The organism is Marinobacter sp. ELB17 (assembly GCF_000169375.1).
Lineage (GTDB): Bacteria > Pseudomonadota > Gammaproteobacteria > Pseudomonadales > Oleiphilaceae > Marinobacter.
Genome location: NZ_AAXY01000046.1, coordinates 1 through 15,345 on the forward strand (window position 1 = coordinate 1; position 15,345 = coordinate 15,345).

The 15,345-nt window shown below is 54.7% G+C and carries 14 protein-coding genes; 13 read left to right on the forward strand and 1 reads right to left on the reverse strand.

What is annotated here, in order from left to right:
• From MELB17_RS25950 to MELB17_RS22000, 7 genes are all read left to right on the forward strand, one after another.
• Window positions 1-213 (forward strand): hypothetical protein (locus MELB17_RS25950; protein ID WP_007352556.1); only part of this gene is annotated, 213 nt, incomplete at its 5' end.
• Between the two features lie 142 nt (window positions 214-355).
• Window positions 356-490 (forward strand): 50S ribosomal protein L34, encoded by a 135-nt coding sequence (gene rpmH, locus MELB17_RS24245; RefSeq protein ID WP_026224022.1) that lies wholly within the window; start codon window positions 356-358, stop codon window positions 488-490.
• A gap of 15 nt (window positions 491-505) precedes the next feature.
• Window positions 506-922 (forward strand): ribonuclease P protein component, encoded by a 417-nt coding sequence (rnpA, locus tag MELB17_RS21985; RefSeq protein WP_007352558.1) that lies wholly within the window; start codon window positions 506-508, stop codon window positions 920-922.
• A complete protein-coding gene (gene yidD / locus MELB17_RS24250) occupies window positions 922-1,185 on the forward strand; it encodes a membrane protein insertion efficiency factor YidD (RefSeq protein WP_083796461.1) in 264 nt (87 codons plus the stop codon). The genes rnpA and yidD overlap by 1 nt, the downstream gene beginning before the upstream one ends.
• 4 nt (window positions 1,186-1,189) lie before the next feature.
• Window positions 1,190-2,896, forward strand: a complete 1,707-nt coding sequence (gene yidC, locus MELB17_RS21990; protein WP_036186018.1) for a membrane protein insertase YidC — start codon at window positions 1,190-1,192, stop codon at window positions 2,894-2,896.
• A gap of 120 nt (window positions 2,897-3,016) precedes the next feature.
• Window positions 3,017-4,387 carry a tRNA uridine-5-carboxymethylaminomethyl(34) synthesis GTPase MnmE gene (mnmE, locus tag MELB17_RS21995; protein ID WP_007352561.1) on the forward strand — a complete coding sequence of 457 codons (1,371 nt, stop codon included), beginning with the start codon at window positions 3,017-3,019 and terminating at the stop codon, window positions 4,385-4,387.
• A gap of 152 nt (window positions 4,388-4,539) precedes the next feature.
• Window positions 4,540-4,773, forward strand: a complete 234-nt coding sequence (locus tag MELB17_RS22000) for a DUF2789 domain-containing protein (protein WP_007352562.1) — start codon at window positions 4,540-4,542, stop codon at window positions 4,771-4,773.
• 39 nt (window positions 4,774-4,812) lie between these two features.
• On the opposite strand, the gene MELB17_RS22005 is transcribed toward MELB17_RS22000, so the two are convergent.
• Entirely contained in the window at window positions 4,813-5,271 is a 459-nt protein-coding gene (locus MELB17_RS22005; RefSeq protein WP_227499009.1) for a YchJ family protein, read from the reverse strand.
• A 310-nt stretch (window positions 5,272-5,581) separates the two neighbouring features.
• Between MELB17_RS22005 and ilvD the strand changes: the two genes are divergently transcribed.
• The 6 genes from ilvD to MELB17_RS22035 all read left to right on the forward strand — a co-directional run bounded on the left by ilvD (window position 5,582) and on the right by MELB17_RS22035 (window position 15,324).
• Window positions 5,582-7,273 (forward strand): dihydroxy-acid dehydratase, encoded by a 1,692-nt coding sequence (ilvD, locus tag MELB17_RS22010; protein ID WP_007352564.1) that lies wholly within the window; start codon window positions 5,582-5,584, stop codon window positions 7,271-7,273.
• A 200-nt stretch (window positions 7,274-7,473) separates the two neighbouring features.
• Window positions 7,474-8,937: a sodium:proton antiporter NhaD gene (gene nhaD, locus MELB17_RS22015; RefSeq protein WP_036186012.1), complete on the forward strand. Its 1,464-nt coding sequence runs from the start codon at window positions 7,474-7,476 to the stop codon at window positions 8,935-8,937.
• Between the two features lie 130 nt (window positions 8,938-9,067).
• Window positions 9,068-9,628 (forward strand): DUF3833 domain-containing protein, encoded by a 561-nt coding sequence (locus MELB17_RS22020; RefSeq protein ID WP_007352567.1) that lies wholly within the window; start codon window positions 9,068-9,070, stop codon window positions 9,626-9,628.
• A 58-nt stretch (window positions 9,629-9,686) separates the two neighbouring features.
• Complete coding sequence (locus tag MELB17_RS22025; RefSeq protein WP_007352568.1) at window positions 9,687-10,799, forward strand: efflux RND transporter periplasmic adaptor subunit; 1,113 nt, start codon at window positions 9,687-9,689, stop codon at window positions 10,797-10,799.
• 3 nt (window positions 10,800-10,802) lie between these two features.
• A complete protein-coding gene (locus MELB17_RS22030) occupies window positions 10,803-13,946 on the forward strand; it encodes an efflux RND transporter permease subunit (RefSeq protein ID WP_007352569.1) in 3,144 nt (1,047 codons plus the stop codon).
• Between the two features lie 46 nt (window positions 13,947-13,992).
• Window positions 13,993-15,324 (forward strand): MFS transporter, encoded by a 1,332-nt coding sequence (locus MELB17_RS22035; RefSeq protein ID WP_007352570.1) that lies wholly within the window; start codon window positions 13,993-13,995, stop codon window positions 15,322-15,324.
• Window positions 15,325-15,345: the final 21 nt, after the last annotated feature.

Below are 15,345 nucleotides of genomic sequence, written 5' to 3' on the forward strand. Positions count from 1 at the left end.
GGCACTTATTATCACCTTCGTCAACTGGACACCTTCATGATTTCTATCGTTTTAAATCGCTTATCCACAGAAAAAGGCCTACGTAATAACAGTAGTATTCAATCTTTAAAGAGAATTATAAAAGAACAATTACTACAGTTAGCTAAACGTGTTTCCAGGTTTTTTGCTCGAACGAAGCACCAGCTGAAAAAGGTTATTAACCAAGCCCATTGAGCCTATTCCAGCATCCATAAAAACAACCCGTTTATTAGCGTTGAATTCCCACCGAAATTTGCATAGAATACCGCTCCTGTTTTGGTTGTTCATTTTCCAACCACAGACTGAATTCCTAATCCAGAATTGTGAGATCATTCCCATGAAAAGAACGTTTCAACCAAGCGTACTGAAGCGTAAGCGCGTTCACGGCTTTCGTGCCCGTATGGCCACTGCAAATGGTCGTAAAGTTCTGGCCCGCCGTCGTGCAAAAGGTCGCGCACGTCTGTCTGCATAATTTTTGGTCTGCCTCATGAAGGCTTTGAATTTTCCGAAATCGCATCGCCTGCTCAAACCGGCTGATTACGGCAAAGTCTTCGATGACGTGCAACTGAAAGTTCCGCACCGGAATTTTCTGATTCTGGCAACGCCCAATTCTCTGGGACATGCCAGAATCGGTCTTATATTTGCAAAAAAGAACCTGAAGCTGGCTGTACAGCGCAACCGTGTTAAGCGCCGAATTCGTGAAACATTTAGGTTGAAACAGCAACTCCCGGCACTGGATATCATTGTTCTTGGCCGTCAGGGCTTGGCTCAGTTAGACAATAATCAAGTCAATCTAGCCCTGCTCGATCTCTGGCAGCGATTGGAACGCAAATACAGCAAGCTGCAATCTACCCCGGCATCCGTAGCCTCTACACCATCTGGCAAAGCAAAAGGAACGGAATAATGCGCCAGCTTTTGCTACTGCCCATTCGTTTTTACCAGTATTGTCTCAGCCCTATGCTGCCCAGCCGTTGCCGTTACTACCCCACCTGTTCAGATTACGCTGCTCAAGCTATTACCCAGCACGGCGCCGCTAAAGGCTCTTTGCTCGCGCTAAAACGATTGCTGCGGTGTCATCCATGGGGAAGTTCCGGTTATGATCCGGTTCCGGGCACCTGTTCTGCCAAGCATCATCAAGTTCCAACAACTCACGAACCCAGACAGTAAATTTATGGATATCAAACGCATCGTACTTTTTGCCGGCCTGGCAGTTGTCAGTTATTTGATGGTACTCGCCTGGAACGAGGACTATCACCAGCCTGTGCCAGTTGCTCAAACCAGCGAGCCGGTGGACTTTTCCGCCGCTGGCAACAACGACACCATGACGTTGCCGGAGGCAGGCGACGCCAACACCGACAGCACCGGTGAGTTCGCCACACCGGAAAGCGAAACGTCACTAAGCAATACAAATAACGTTAATAACGTTAGCAATCAGTACGTTCACGTCATAACCGATGTGTTTGATATCACCATAGACCAAGTCAGCGGTAATCTTGTCAGCAGCTCCCTTCTGCAATATGACAGAGAACTAAACGGCGACGAGCCATTAAAGCTTCTGTCGAATACCCAAAACCGGTTATACGTGCTGGAAAGCGGATTGATAGGTCGCGATGGCCCGGATAACAGCCGCAATGGCGATGCACCGGTATACAGCTCAACTCAAAATAGCTACCAGATGGCGGAAGGCGAAAATCAGCTTGCAGTGGATTTAAACTACACCACTAACAGCGGCGTAAATATAATCAAACGCTTCACTTTCAACCGTGATGACTACCAGATTGATATCCGCTACTTGATCGATAACCGGTCAGAAAATGAGTGGCAAGCGAACTTTACCGGCAAGATTGTGCGTGACCAGGCCGGTGATCAAACGTCCCAGAACAGCATGGGTATCAAAGCTTTCTTGGGATTAGTCGTCAGCACGCCTGAAGATCCTTATGAAAAGTATGACTTTGACGATTTGAAAGACAAACCGATCAATCAGTCTGTCACCAACGGCTGGATGGCGTTTCTACAGCACTATTTCCTGACAGCCTGGGTGCCCGAGCCAGACCAACAGGCCCAATTCCAAACCACCCGCCGCGGCCCTTTAGCTGTTATGGGTTTTGTCTATCCAGCAACTAACGTACCTGTTGGCGAAACTGTTGAAGTGGGCGCATCGGCCTACGTTGGCCCAAAAATTATTGACCGGCTGGAAACGGTAGCTCCAAACCTGGACCGTACTGTGGACTTTGGCTGGCTGTTCTTCATCTCGCTACCTTTGTTTGTTGTGCTAAATTGGTTCCACGGCATCATCGGTAACTGGGGTGTGTCGATCATACTGCTGACCGTGTTGGTCAAAGGCCTGTTCTTCCATTTGTCAGCAACCAGCTACCGCTCTATGGCACGAATGCGCGCCGTAGCGCCTAAGTTAGCTCGCATGAAAGAACTGTACGGTGATGACCGCCAGCGTATGTCTACAGAAATGATGGCGCTGTACAAGCGTGAGAAAATTAATCCGTTAGGCGGCTGCCTGCCCATATTGGTGCAAATGCCGGTATTTATTTCCCTATACTGGGTTCTGTTTGAAAGCGTGCAACTGCGCCACGCACCTTTCGCGCTGTGGATTCACGATTTGTCGGTGATGGACCCGTACTTCATTCTGCCGATTATCATGGGTGCCAGCATGATGTTGCAGATGCACCTGAACCCCACGCCGCCAGACCCCATGCAGGCGAAAATTATGAAGTTGATGCCGGTCGTATTCACCATCTTCTTCCTGTGGTTCCCGGCAGGGCTGGTACTGTACTGGGTGGTGAACAACGTTCTGTCTATCAGTCAACAGTGGTACATTACTCGCAAGATTGAAGCTCAAATGGCGGAAAAAAAGCACTCATAATCTAATCAGTCAGGTTATTCAGCAAAGGCTCCGTTACGGGGCCTTTGTTGTTTTAGTACTCTGGGAAACCAAGTGTTATAAACCATCCTATCCCGCTCATATTAACCTGGAGTCGCGGCCATGAATCACCCCACAGAAACGATTGCAGCCATCGCCACCGCACCCGGCCAAGCCGGCGTCGGCATTGTGCGGGTTTCTGGCCCCCAGGCGACCGTTATTGCCCACAGCCTACTCGGTTACGCACCCAAACCGCGCTATGCCCATTACGGCCCGTTTAAAGACAGCCAAGACGAACTGATAGACGAAGGTATTGGCCTGTTTTTTCCAAACCCCTACTCATTCACCGGCGAAGACGTGTTCGAACTCCAGGGCCATGGTGGAACCGTTATTCTGGACCTGCTGCTTCGGGAGGTGTGTGCTCTGGGTGCAAGGCTGGCCAGGCCTGGAGAATTCTCCGAGCGTGCCTTTCTTAATGACAAGCTCGACCTTGCCCAGGCAGAAGCCATTGCCGATCTGATTGAAAGCAGCTCGGAACAGGCAGCCAGATGTGCGGTGCGTTCTATGCAAGGCGTGTTCTCGCGGCGTATTGAAACGCTGGTGGACGCTGTTACCCACCTGCGGATTTATGTGGAAGCCGCTATCGATTTTCCGGAAGAAGAAATCGATTTTCTGGCCGATGGAAAAGTCGCTACTGATCTCCAGAGTCTGCGAGACCAACTTCAGGGCATCATGTTGGAAGCCCAGCAGGGCACTATTATGCGCGATGGCATGAAAGTGGTGATCGCCGGCAGGCCCAACGCCGGTAAATCCAGCCTGCTGAACGCCCTTGCCGGCCGTGAGGCAGCGATTGTGACCGCTATAGAAGGCACTACCCGTGACGTATTGCGGGAACACATTCACATTGACGGCATGCCGCTGCACATCATCGACACCGCCGGCCTGCGCGATAGCCCAGACGAAGTGGAACAGATTGGCATTGCCCGCGCATGGGATGAAATTCGCCAGGCCGACCGCATACTGCTCATGGTGGATGCCACCACTACCGATAGAACCAGCCCCCATGAAATCTGGCCAGATTTTATTGACCAGCTGCCAGCTGCCGCGCCGATTACGGTAATCCGCAACAAGGTGGATTTGTCGGGTGAAAGCGTAGGTTTAATTGAACTATCCCCGCAGCAGGCCCCGGTGATCCGTTTGGCAGCCAAGTCCAGCGCGGGTTTGGACGCACTCAGGGATCACTTAAAGCAGTGTATGGGCTTCGCGAGCACCACTGAGGGCGGGTTTCTGGCTCGCCGCCGCCATTTGGACGCGCTTGAACGCGCTGCCGAATTTCTGGTTCAAGGCCAGACTCAGCTTGAAGGTTATGGCGCCGGTGAACTGCTAGCGGAAGATCTGCGCGCTGCGCAGAGTGCACTGGGAGAGATTACCGGACAGATAACGCCGGATGACCTTTTGGGCAAGATTTTTGGATCGTTTTGTATCGGGAAGTAATATACCTATAGAAAATTGCGTTTTCCTGAACCGCTTTTCGATGAGTCATTCGCCAGCTACAGTAATAAGCGGTGCGCCATCCTCACTGAATATTTGCAGAAAATGTACTGAAATTTAGTGCTAATCTGATTTCGCCAAGGGAGAGACCGCTTATGGATACCAGCAAACACATCCTTTCTACCTTGTTTCAGCAGTTAGGCCTGGCAGCGGATGATGCCGGCATGGAGCAGTTTGTGCGCCAGCATTCTCCACTGCCACCCGAAGTTGTGCTGGCAGATGCAGATTTCTGGAGCCTGGGCCAATCTCAGTTTTTACGAGAAGGTTTGGAAGACGACAGCGATTGGGCCGAAGCCATTGATGAGCTCAGTGCTCTGTTACGACACTGACTCGTCGGCCATTGGCTCCATTTCAGATGTCCAGGCTGCTTATTGGCAACAAGCCTTGAATTTCCTGCCGCTGCCACAGGGGCAAGGCTCATTGCGACCGGGTTTCAAAATGCCCTCGTGGGGCTCACCCTGCAGGTAATACCAGCGGCCATTTTCCCGCACAAACTGCGAGTGTTCTTGCAGGTAGCCCCAACCCGGATTCAACCGGTAGAAGGCTTGGAAATGCACCTGCCCGCTGTCACCGGTTTGGCCACCGTCCAGAATGTGCAGCGACACCCAGTCGGGTGAGTCGTCCAGACTAAGTTTTACCGGGCGTGTGCTTGGGTGCCAGCTGTCGCGCAAATAGCTGTCGAGTTTCAGCACAAACGCGGTAAAGCGCGACCGCATTAGTGTTTCGGGTGTGCTGGCAATGGCTCCGTCGTGATAGCGCTGGCAGCAGTCTGCGTAGGGTGTCTGGTTGCCGCAGGGGCAGTGTAGGTTAGTATATTGGGTTGGCATGGCTCTCTGGTACGCGTCGAAAATATGCCAATCAGTATAACAGCCCGGGTATTCGTGCAACCGGGTCCGTATTTATTTCGCACCTGCAGTCCGCTTTTACCGGCTTTTTCCTTTAACGATTATATTGAAATTGCTGGGTAAAAAGCCGGAAACGGCATTTGGCTGATTGACAAAAGTATGACTAATGTTATGCCGTCAGCCGCGGTAATATTTCAGCGCTGTGGAGTCCTGGTGTAAACTTGCGGGCCAACCCTCTTAAAGCCGCCTGTCACCCGCAACGACAGGACGACAAAAACAAGGACACAGCGCCATGAGTGATACCCCCCAAGACCCTCGCCGCCGTTATTCCGCTCCGGTTGTGGACGGTGTGGCTAAATCCGCCAGTCGTTCCATGCTGAGGGCCGTCGGTTTTAACGACGAAGATTTCAGCAAACCGCAGATCGGCATTGCTTCCACCTGGAGTATGGTTACCCCCTGTAATAGCCACATTAACGAGCTGGCCGACATTGCTTGTAAGGGTGCGGACCAGGCCGGTGGTAAAGGCGTTATTTTTAACACCATTACGATTTCTGACGGCATTGCCAACGGCACCGAAGGAATGAAGTATTCCCTGGTGTCGCGGGAAGTCATCGCAGATTCCATTGAAACCGTGGCCGGTTGCGAGGGTTTTGACGGCCTGGTTGCCATTGGCGGCTGTGACAAAAACATGCCCGGCTGCATCATGGGCCTGGCGCGGCTTAACCGGCCCAGCGTGTTTGTTTATGGCGGTACTATTTTGCCTGGTGAAGGTCACACCGACATTATTTCAGTGTTTGAAGCGGTGGGCGCCCATGCCAAAGGCGAACTGTCGTTGATTGAAGTGAAGCATATTGAAGAAACCGCCATTCCCGGCCCCGGTTCCTGTGGCGGCATGTACACCGCCAATACCATGGCCTCGGCCATAGAAGCACTGGGTATGAGCCTGCCCGGCAGCTCGGCGCAGAATGCGGTGTCGAATGACAAAAAAGCCGATTGCGAAGCCGCCGGTGCCGCGGTCATGAATCTGTTGGATCGAGATATCAAACCTTCCGACATTATGACTCAGCACGCCTTTGAGAACGCCATCACTGTGATCATCACCTTGGGTGGTTCCACCAACGCCGTACTGCACCTGATTGGTATGGCCAACACGGCGGGTGTAGAGCTAACCCTGGATGACTTCACTCGCATTGGTAAAAAGGTTCCATTGTTGGCGGATCTGCGCCCTAGCGGCCATTACATGATGAGCGAATTGGTGGCCATTGGCGGCATCCAGCCACTCATGAAAATGCTGCTAGACGCCGGCATGCTCCACGGCGATTGCCTGACAGTAACCGGCAAAACTCTGGCCGAAAACCTGGCCACGGTAGAACCTTATGCCGATGGCCAGAAAATCATTATGCCTCTGGACCAGCCCATTAAAGCGGAAAGCCACCTGCGCATTCTGTTTGGTAATCTGGCGCCGGAAGGCTCCGTGGCAAAAATTACCGGTAAGGAAGGCACCCACTTTAAAGGTCGGGCGCGGGTGTTTGGTTCGGAAGAAGAAGCCCAAGCACGAATTCTGGACGGCACTGTGGTGGCTGGCGATGTGCTGGTTATCCGCTATGAAGGCCCACGCGGCGGCCCCGGCATGCGCGAAATGCTGTCACCCACCTCGGCGATTATGGGCCGTGGGCTGGGCAGCGATGTGGCTTTGATAACTGACGGTCGTTTCTCCGGTGGTAGCCACGGCTTCGTCGTAGGCCACATTACGCCGGAAGCGTTTGATGGCGGCCCTATTGCCTTGGTGCAAGACGGCGACGAAATCGTGATTGATGCCGTGGCCGACACTATTGAGCTAAATGTCAGTGACGACGAACTGCAGAGCCGTCGCGACGCCTGGCAGCAACCGCAACCGCGTTACACCCGCGGTGTGTTAGCCAAGTATGCGCGCACCGTGAGTTCGGCGTCGACCGGTGCAGTGACCGACCTGCCCGAGCCTTGAGGATAAGCCCGGCGCCGTTACCGCAGATAGCGGTACGGCGCCGAGTGTAAATTGCCTATATCTTCACTATGCAAACCAATGGGTAGTTAACGAAAAAGCGGCTTCAAACAACATCAATCAAGCTCTTTGCAACCGCTTTGCGCTCTAATAAAGCACACTTTAAATTACCAAAATCCAAGAACACGTTCAGGTTCCTATCAATGTCACTCCCCCTAACTGCGGCTGCCCGACGGTGGTCGGTATTCCTTCTCAGTGTATTTTTTGCCCTATTTGCTTTTAGCGGTTCTGCCTTTGCCGCATCGACTGAAACCATGGATCTGACCAACCATCCGGTCGGTTATATTGCCGTTATGCTGTTCGTAATAGCCTATATTTTTGTCATGATGGAAGAAAAGCTGCATCTGCGAAAATCCAAGCCGGTGTTGATAGCCGCGGGTTTAATCTGGTTTTCGATAGCCGCGGTTTACGTTGCCAATGGTGATACCGAAAGCACTGCGGTGGCACTACGCCACAACTTGTTGGAATTTTCCGAGCTAATGCTGTTTTTGTTGGTCGCGATGACCTACATAAACGCTATGGAAGAGCGCCAGCTGTTTGATGCCTTGCGGGCCTGGTTGGTTGGCAAAGGTTTTAGTTACCGGAGTTTGTTCTGGATTACCGGTGTATTGGCATTTTGTATATCGCCGGTGGCCGACAACCTGACTACGGCTTTGCTGATGTGCGCGGTACTGCTAAAAGTGGGTGAGAACAGCCCAAAATTTATCAGTCTGGGTTGTATCAACATTGTGGTGGCGGCCAACGCCGGTGGTGCATTTTCGCCCTTTGGCGACATCACCACGTTGATGGTGTGGCAAAAGGGCGTGGTTAATTTCGCCGAGTTTTTTGACCTGTTTATACCGGCGCTTGTCAGTTTCACGGTGCCTGCGATTATCATGAGTTTCTTCATCCCCAATGACATGCCAAACCCGGCGACGGAAGCAGTCATTATGAAACGCGGTGCCCGCCGCTGCGTTGCCCTGTTCCTGTTGACTATTATCACCGCTGTTTGCGGCAGCAACTTTCTGCACTTGCCGCCGGTAGTGGGCATGATGATGGGTTTGGGATACCTGCAGATATTTGGTTATTATCTGGGCCAGACGTTCAAAAAACACGTGGAAAACGAACGCAAACGGGCCGAAGTGCACCAGGATTTCCGCCTGCTGAACCGCCTGGACAAGGCGCTGCCGTTTAACGTGTTCAACCCGATTGCCCGTGCTGAATGGGACACCCTGTTGTTCTTCTACGGTGTGGTTTTGGCGGTGGGTGGTCTTGGTTACATCGGTTACCTGAGCGAAATTTCCACCATTATTTACACCGGCTGGAACCACACCCTGGCGAACGCTGCGGTGGGTATTTTATCGGCGGTGGTGGATAACATACCGGTGATGTTCGCGGTGCTGTCGATGAACCCTGACATGTCCCACGGCCAGTGGCTGTTGGTTACCCTGACAGCGGGAGTGGGCGGTTCCATGCTGTCTATTGGCTCGGCTGCCGGTGTGGCACTGATGGGCCAGGCCCGTGGCCACTACACCTTTATGAGTCACCTGCGCTGGACTCCGGCTATTGCCTTGGGCTACGTGCTGGCCATATTTTCTCATCTTTGGCTTAACGCCGGTCTGTTTTGAAACTCTGGCGCCCACCGAAATCTGATCGGAACCCCAGGCGCCAGCGTAATCTCCCCAATTGAGCGCTATTCTTGCGGTGGTCGCTATATCGCGGCCGCCGCACCACGCCATAGTCCCAGGGAGTGTAAAAATGATGAAAATTTTGAATTTCAGCCGTCTATGGGGCTGGAATCGACTGTGGATACTGCTACCGTTCTTTCTACTTGGCGGCTGTGCCGGCCCATCGTTGGATGATTATCAAGATCGCTCACCGGCGTTGGTACCCGACCAATTCTTCGCTGGCAACCTGTCTGCCCGCGGTGTGGTCAAAAACTGGTCTGGCGCTGTTATTCGTACCTTTGACGCGGACATCACGGCATCATGGACCGAGCAAGGCGTGGGCACGCTAGACGAGGTGTTCCGCTTTGATGATGGCGAAGTTCAAACCCGGGTATGGACTTTAACGCCAGACGGCGAGAGTTATCGTGCCACCGCCGGTGACGTCACCGAAGCCGGCACCATGCGCTGGTCGGGCAATGCCATACACATGAACTATATGCTTGAGGTGGCCTACGGTGATGGCACCCTTGAGGTGCGCATGGACGATTGGATGTACCTGGTAACGCCGGATACATTGATCAATCAAACCACCATGAGTAAGTGGGGGATTGATGTGGGCGAGATCGTTCTGGTTATTCAAAAGCAACCCTGACCGCCAGTGCAGCGTGAATGACTGCGAGCGAATTGAAAAAGACACAGGCTGAACGATGATGAAGCAATGGTTGATCGCGGCGATGCTATTGGTAGCTGCTCTTGCGGCAGCGTGGCTGGTGCAGTATTACAACAGTAACGCCGATGCGGGTGCCGCGAGTGCCCGCGAGCGGGCGCCCACATTGGTGGCCGTGGCGTTTCCGGAACGCACCACCGTGAGCGACCGGGTAAAAGCCGTGGGTAACCTGCAGGCCGAAGACTCCATTGCCCTGACCACTGAACTCAGCGGCCGGGTAGTGCAACTGAACCTTGAACCCGGGCAGCGGGTGGCTGAAGGTGATTTGCTGCTGCGCCTAGACGACCGCCAGGCTCAGGCCGATCTGCAGGTTATCGAAGCTCGCTTGGCTGATGCCAAGCGCCAATACGATCGGGCCCGCCAGTTGAGCACGAATAACAACATCGCCATTGCCCAGATGGACGAGCTGCGCACCGCCGCCGACGTGCTTCAGGCCCAGCGCGTAGCGGCCAAAGTCAATTTGGAAAACCATCGAATTATCGCGCCGTTTGCCGGCGTTATTGGCCTCAGTGATATCAGCCTTGGCGCTTACGTCACCGCCGGCACCCGCCTTGCGACACTCGACAGTACCCGCCGTATGGAACTGAACTTCTCGGTGCCGGAACGCTACCTGGGCCAGCTCAAAGCCGGTCTAACAGTGCAGGGCGAGTCTCCGACCTATCCAGGGCAGTCATTTGGCGGCGAACTGGTGGCGCTGGATTCACGGGTGAGTGAGCTCAACCGTTCGCTGGCGGTGCGCGCGTTGATCGACAATGCCGATGGTCGCCTGCGCCCGGGCCAGTTCATGTCGGCCAGCCTGACTTTGCAACAGCGCCAGTCTTTGGTGATTCCTGAACAAGCGGTGATCGTGCGCGGTGATAACAGTTACGTGTTCGTGGCTGAAGATGGCATCGCCCGGCGTCTGACGGTGAGCCTGGGCGCGCGTCTGCCGGGCAAGGTAGAAGTGACTGAGGGCCTGGAGGAGGGCGCCGAGGTTATTGTAACCGGCCAGGATCGTTTGAGCAGTGGCGAACGGGTGTCGCCGAACCCTGACGCTCAGCTGCCTGCTAATCGCTTTATTTCAGGCGCAAGCGCAGACGATGGCGGGGAGTCTTAAGTCATGGTGCTGTCCGATGTTTCCATCAAGCGACCGGTATTTGCCACAGTATTGAGTTTGTTGATTGTGGTGTTTGGCTTGGCTGCGTTAATGGGGCTACCGGTGCGCGAATACCCGGATATCGACCCGCCGGTGGTGTCCATCAGCACCGATTACACCGGTGCCGCCGCCGAAGTGGTGGATACCCAGATTACCGAATTGATTGAAGGCGCCATCAGCGGTATCGAAGGCATACGCGCTATTGAATCGTCCACCGAACAGGGCGAATCCCGCACCAGCATTGAATTCAACACCAGCCGCAATATCGACATTGCCGCCAACGACGTGCGCGATGCGGTATCGCGCATCAGTAACCAGCTGCCGGAAGAAGCCGACGCGCCGGTGGTAAGCAAAGCCGATTCCGACGCCCGCCCAATGATGTGGATCACCCTGCGCAGTGACGTGTGGGACAGCGCAGAATTGAGCGATTATGCCGACCGTGTTCTGGCAGACCGCTTCTCGGTGCTGGATGGCGTGGCGGATGTGCGTATTGGTGGCGAACGCCGCTACGCCATACGGGTTTGGCTAGACCGCGAGAAGCTGGCCGCGCGGGACGTTACCGTCGCCGAGGTGGAACAGGCTCTGCGGGCTAACAACGTGGAACTGCCTGCCGGTTCGGTAGAATCGTCTACCCGTAACTTTACCGTGCGCGCCGAAGGCCGGCTGACCACCGTTGATGAGTTCCGCAATCTGGTGGTGCGTCGCTCCGGCAACGATCTGCTGCGCCTGGGTGAAGTAGCCAATGTGCAAATGGGCGTGGAAAACGATTCCGGTAGTCTGCGTGCTAACGGCAAAACCTCCATAGGCCTGGGCATTATCCGCCAGTCCAAAGCCAACACAGTGGCGGTGTCCGACGCAGTACAGGCGGAGCTGGCGCAGATTCGCGAATCCTTGCCCCCGGAAGTGTCGATTGCTGAAAGCTATGACGAATCGGTGTTTATTCGCGCATCAATCAAAGAGGTCATAACGACCCTGGCCATTTCCGTGGCCCTGGTGATTCTGGTCATCTTCCTGTTTTTGCGCTCCTGGCGCGCTACCCTGATCCCTGCGGTGACCATTCCTGTCGCGGTGATTGGTGCTTTCATCGGCCTCGGTTTTCTTGGTTTCTCGATTAACGTGCTGACGTTGTTAGCGGTAATACTGGCCATTGGCCTGGTGGTGGACGACGCCATTGTGATGCTGGAAAACATTCAGCGTCGGATTGATAACGGTGAAGCGCCGTTGCTGGCGGCCTATCACGGCGCGCGCCAGGTGGCGTTTGCGGTGATTGCTACGACCGTTACCTTGGTGGCGGTGTTTGTGCCCATTTCCTTTATGGGTGGCAACGTGGGTCGGCTTTTTGCCGAATTCGGTTTTACTTTGGCAGCCGCGGTGGTGTTTTCCAGTTTTGTGGCGCTCACCTTGGCGCCCATGCTGTGTTCGAAATGGCTGCGCCCTAGCCCCAAAGCCGGGCAGACCAAGGGTTTTTGGGCGGTCGTTGAAAAAAGTCTTGATGGCCTTGCCAGTGGCTATCGCCGGGTATTGGAATTTGCCCTGCGTCAGCCCGGTTTGTGGTTGGGATTAGGGCTGGCGGGGCTGGTGGCGGCCGGTGCTATTTACCCCCAGCTGCCACAAGAGCTGGCGCCAACCGAAGACCGTGGCACCATCATCATGCCGGTCAGCGCCCCCCGCGGCTCCACCGTGGAATTCACCGACCACTACGTGCGCCAGGCTGAAGCTCAGCTGTTGCCTTACCTGGAAGAGGGTGTAGCCAGCCGGATGCTGTCCATTGTGGGCTTTCGCGGTGAGGAAGACCGCGGGTTTATGATCATGGGCCTGGTACCCTGGAATGAGCGTGACATCAAACAGCAGGATGTGACCAATCAGATCCGCCAAAAAATGAGCCAGATCTCCGGGGCGCGGGTTATTCCCATCAACCCGCCGGGCCTGGGTCAGCGCGGTTTCAGCCAGCCGGTGGAGTTTGTGGTAGCGGGGCCGGATTACGAATCGGTGCAGGCCTGGAGTGAAGAACTGATCGAACGGGCGAAACAGAACCCCAACCTGCTCAGCCTGGAAACCGATTTCGAACTGACCCGGCCGGAACTGCGGGTAAACATAGACCGCGAACGCGCTGCCGACCTGGACATTACCGTGCAGGATGTGGGCTTAACCCTACAAACCATGCTGGCCTCGCGCCAGGTGACGACCTACATTGACCGTGGCCGCGAATACGATGTGGTGGTGCAGGCCGCAGATGCTGACCGTGCTACTCCGGAAGACCTGGGCCAGATTTTCCTGCGCCCGCGGGAAGGCGGGCAGATGGTGCCTTTGCAGGCTTTGGTGAGTTGGGAAGAAATCGGCGCCAATCCGGATTTGCGCCGTATCGACCGGCTGCCAGCGGTGGTGATCAGTGGCTCCCTGGCCGACGGTTATGACCTGGCCTCTGCGCTGGATTATCTGAACACCCTGGCGATGGACACCTTGCCACCGGAAGCGCGGGTGAGCTATCGCGGGTTGTCGCGAGAGTTCCAGGAATCTTCATCGGCTATTTTTATCACTTTTGGCTTAGCGTTTTTGATTGTTTTTCTGGTGTTGGCTGCGCAGTTTGAAAGCTGGATTCATCCGCTAATCATCATGTTGTCGGTGCCGTTGTCGATTACCGGTGCACTTATGGCCCTGTGGTGGACCGGTATCAGCCTGAATATTTACAGCCAGATTGGCATTATTATGCTGCTGGGGTTGATGGCGAAAAACGGCATTTTGATTGTCGAATTTGCCAATCAGCTGCGGGATCAGGGCTATTCGGTACGCGACGCCATTGTGGAAGGCTCCGTGTTGCGTTTCCGCCCGGTACTGATGACCACCATCTCTACGGTGTTTGGTGCTGTTCCTCTGGTACTGGCCACCGGTGCCGGCGCCGAAAGCCGTACCGCCATTGGCGTGGTTATACTGGGCGGGCTGGTGTTCGCCACCAGCATGACGCTGTTCATTGTGCCGGTGCTGTACAATCTGCTGGCGCGCTTTGCCAGCTCTGCCAACGCCGTTGAGAAAAAGCTGAAGGCGCTCAGCGAACAGCCAACCATGCCGGCTGATGCGGCGACTGTAACGGGCGCCGACCAGCGGCTCTGAATTTGCAGCGCCCGGGCTTATCCGGCGAAATCCGGGAGACACCGTTTTGGCCAGCCCCAAAACCAGCTCGAGCCAGTTTCAGCTATTGCGCCAGCGGCGATTTTTGCCGTTTTACCTGACCCAGTTCAGCGGCGCTTTCAACGACAACCTTTACAAAAACGCGCTCTTGCTGCTGATCACCTTTACCACCGTAGGCTGGGCCGGCCTGCCGGTGGACCTGGTGGTTAATCTGGCTGCGTTTTTGTTCATTGTGCCCTATTTTCTCTTTTCCGGGCTGGCCGGCCAGTTGGCTGACCGCCACGAAAAAGCCCGCATTATTCGCTGGGTGAAAGCCTCAGAAATCGTCATCATGACCTTGGCTGCGTTAGCGCTGTGGCAAGGTTGGTACGGCGTATTGCTGTGTCTGCTGTTCTTGATGGGCACTCAGTCTGCTTTTTTTGGCCCAGTCAAATATTCCATTTTGCCCCAGGTGCTGGAGCCCAGCGAGCTGGTGGGTGGTAATGGTCTGGTGAGCGGCGGCACATTCTTGGCCATACTGCTGGGCACCATTGCCGCTGGCGTACTGGCCAGTTTCCCCCTGGCAACCCCGCTGATAGCCTTTGCTGTGGTTATTATGGCGCTATTGGGCTACCTGAGTGCGCGCCAAATACCCGCTACGGTCGCGCCGGAATTACCGAAATCAATGAGCCCCATGCGCTGGCAGCCCCTGCGGGAAAGTTGGCGTCTGATGGCGGTGGCCGCGGAACAGCGTCCGGTGTTGTTGGCGATATTGGCCATCTCCTGGTTCTGGTTTTTGGGCGCAGCCTATCTAACCCAGTTCCCCAATTTTGCCCGGCTGCACCTGCAGGGCGATGAAACCGTTGTTACCTTGTTGCTGTCACTGTTTATTGTCGGAATTGCCAGTGGTTCGGTGTTGTGTGAGCGGCTAACCCACCACAGTGTCAGCCTGGCGCCCGTGCCCTGGGGCGCCTTGGGTTTAACATTACCGGGTATCGATCTGTTTTTTGCACTGCCGGCCAGCGCCGTACCAACCACCTGGTGGTTGTTACTGAGCCAACCTGAATACTGGAGGCTGCTGGTCGATCTCGTGTTGATTGGCGCCGCCGGCGGGCTCTTTATTGTGCCTTTGTACGCTTATATTCAGAGTGCCACCGAGGCCCATAAACGCGCCCGCATTATCGCCGCGCTGAACGTCATCAACTCGTTGTTTATGGTGGTCAGTGCGCTGGCGGGTATGCTGCTGCTGGGAATTGCCGGTTTGAGTATTCCATTGTTTCTGTTGATTTTGTCTGTGGTGAATCTGTTAGTGCTGCCGCTGGTGTTACGGATTCGCCGCTACAAAGAGCAGGAATCAACCGTCAAACATGTGGATAAATAAGTGAACAAGCTGCGGGCAGCA

Bases quoted from the DNA above. Each gene is read 5' to 3' on its own strand.
- rpmH (WP_026224022.1), top strand. From the start codon at position 356: ATGAAAAGAACGTTTCAACCAAGCGTACTGAAGCGTAAGCGCGTTCAC.
- rnpA (WP_007352558.1), top strand. From the start codon at position 506: ATGAAGGCTTTGAATTTTCCGAAATCGCATCGCCTGCTCAAACCGGCT.
- yidD (WP_083796461.1), top strand. From the start codon at position 922: ATGCGCCAGCTTTTGCTACTGCCCATTCGTTTTTACCAGTATTGTCTC.
- yidC (WP_036186018.1), top strand. From the start codon at position 1,190: ATGGATATCAAACGCATCGTACTTTTTGCCGGCCTGGCAGTTGTCAGT.
- mnmE (WP_007352561.1), top strand. From the start codon at position 3,017: ATGAATCACCCCACAGAAACGATTGCAGCCATCGCCACCGCACCCGGC.
- MELB17_RS22000 (WP_007352562.1), top strand. From the start codon at position 4,540: ATGGATACCAGCAAACACATCCTTTCTACCTTGTTTCAGCAGTTAGGC.
- MELB17_RS22005 (WP_227499009.1), bottom strand. From the start codon at position 5,271: ATGCCAACCCAATATACTAACCTACACTGCCCCTGCGGCAACCAGACA.
- ilvD (WP_007352564.1), top strand. From the start codon at position 5,582: ATGAGTGATACCCCCCAAGACCCTCGCCGCCGTTATTCCGCTCCGGTT.
- nhaD (WP_036186012.1), top strand. From the start codon at position 7,474: ATGTCACTCCCCCTAACTGCGGCTGCCCGACGGTGGTCGGTATTCCTT.
- MELB17_RS22020 (WP_007352567.1), top strand. From the start codon at position 9,068: ATGATGAAAATTTTGAATTTCAGCCGTCTATGGGGCTGGAATCGACTG.
- MELB17_RS22025 (WP_007352568.1), top strand. From the start codon at position 9,687: ATGAAGCAATGGTTGATCGCGGCGATGCTATTGGTAGCTGCTCTTGCG.
- MELB17_RS22030 (WP_007352569.1), top strand. From the start codon at position 10,803: ATGGTGCTGTCCGATGTTTCCATCAAGCGACCGGTATTTGCCACAGTA.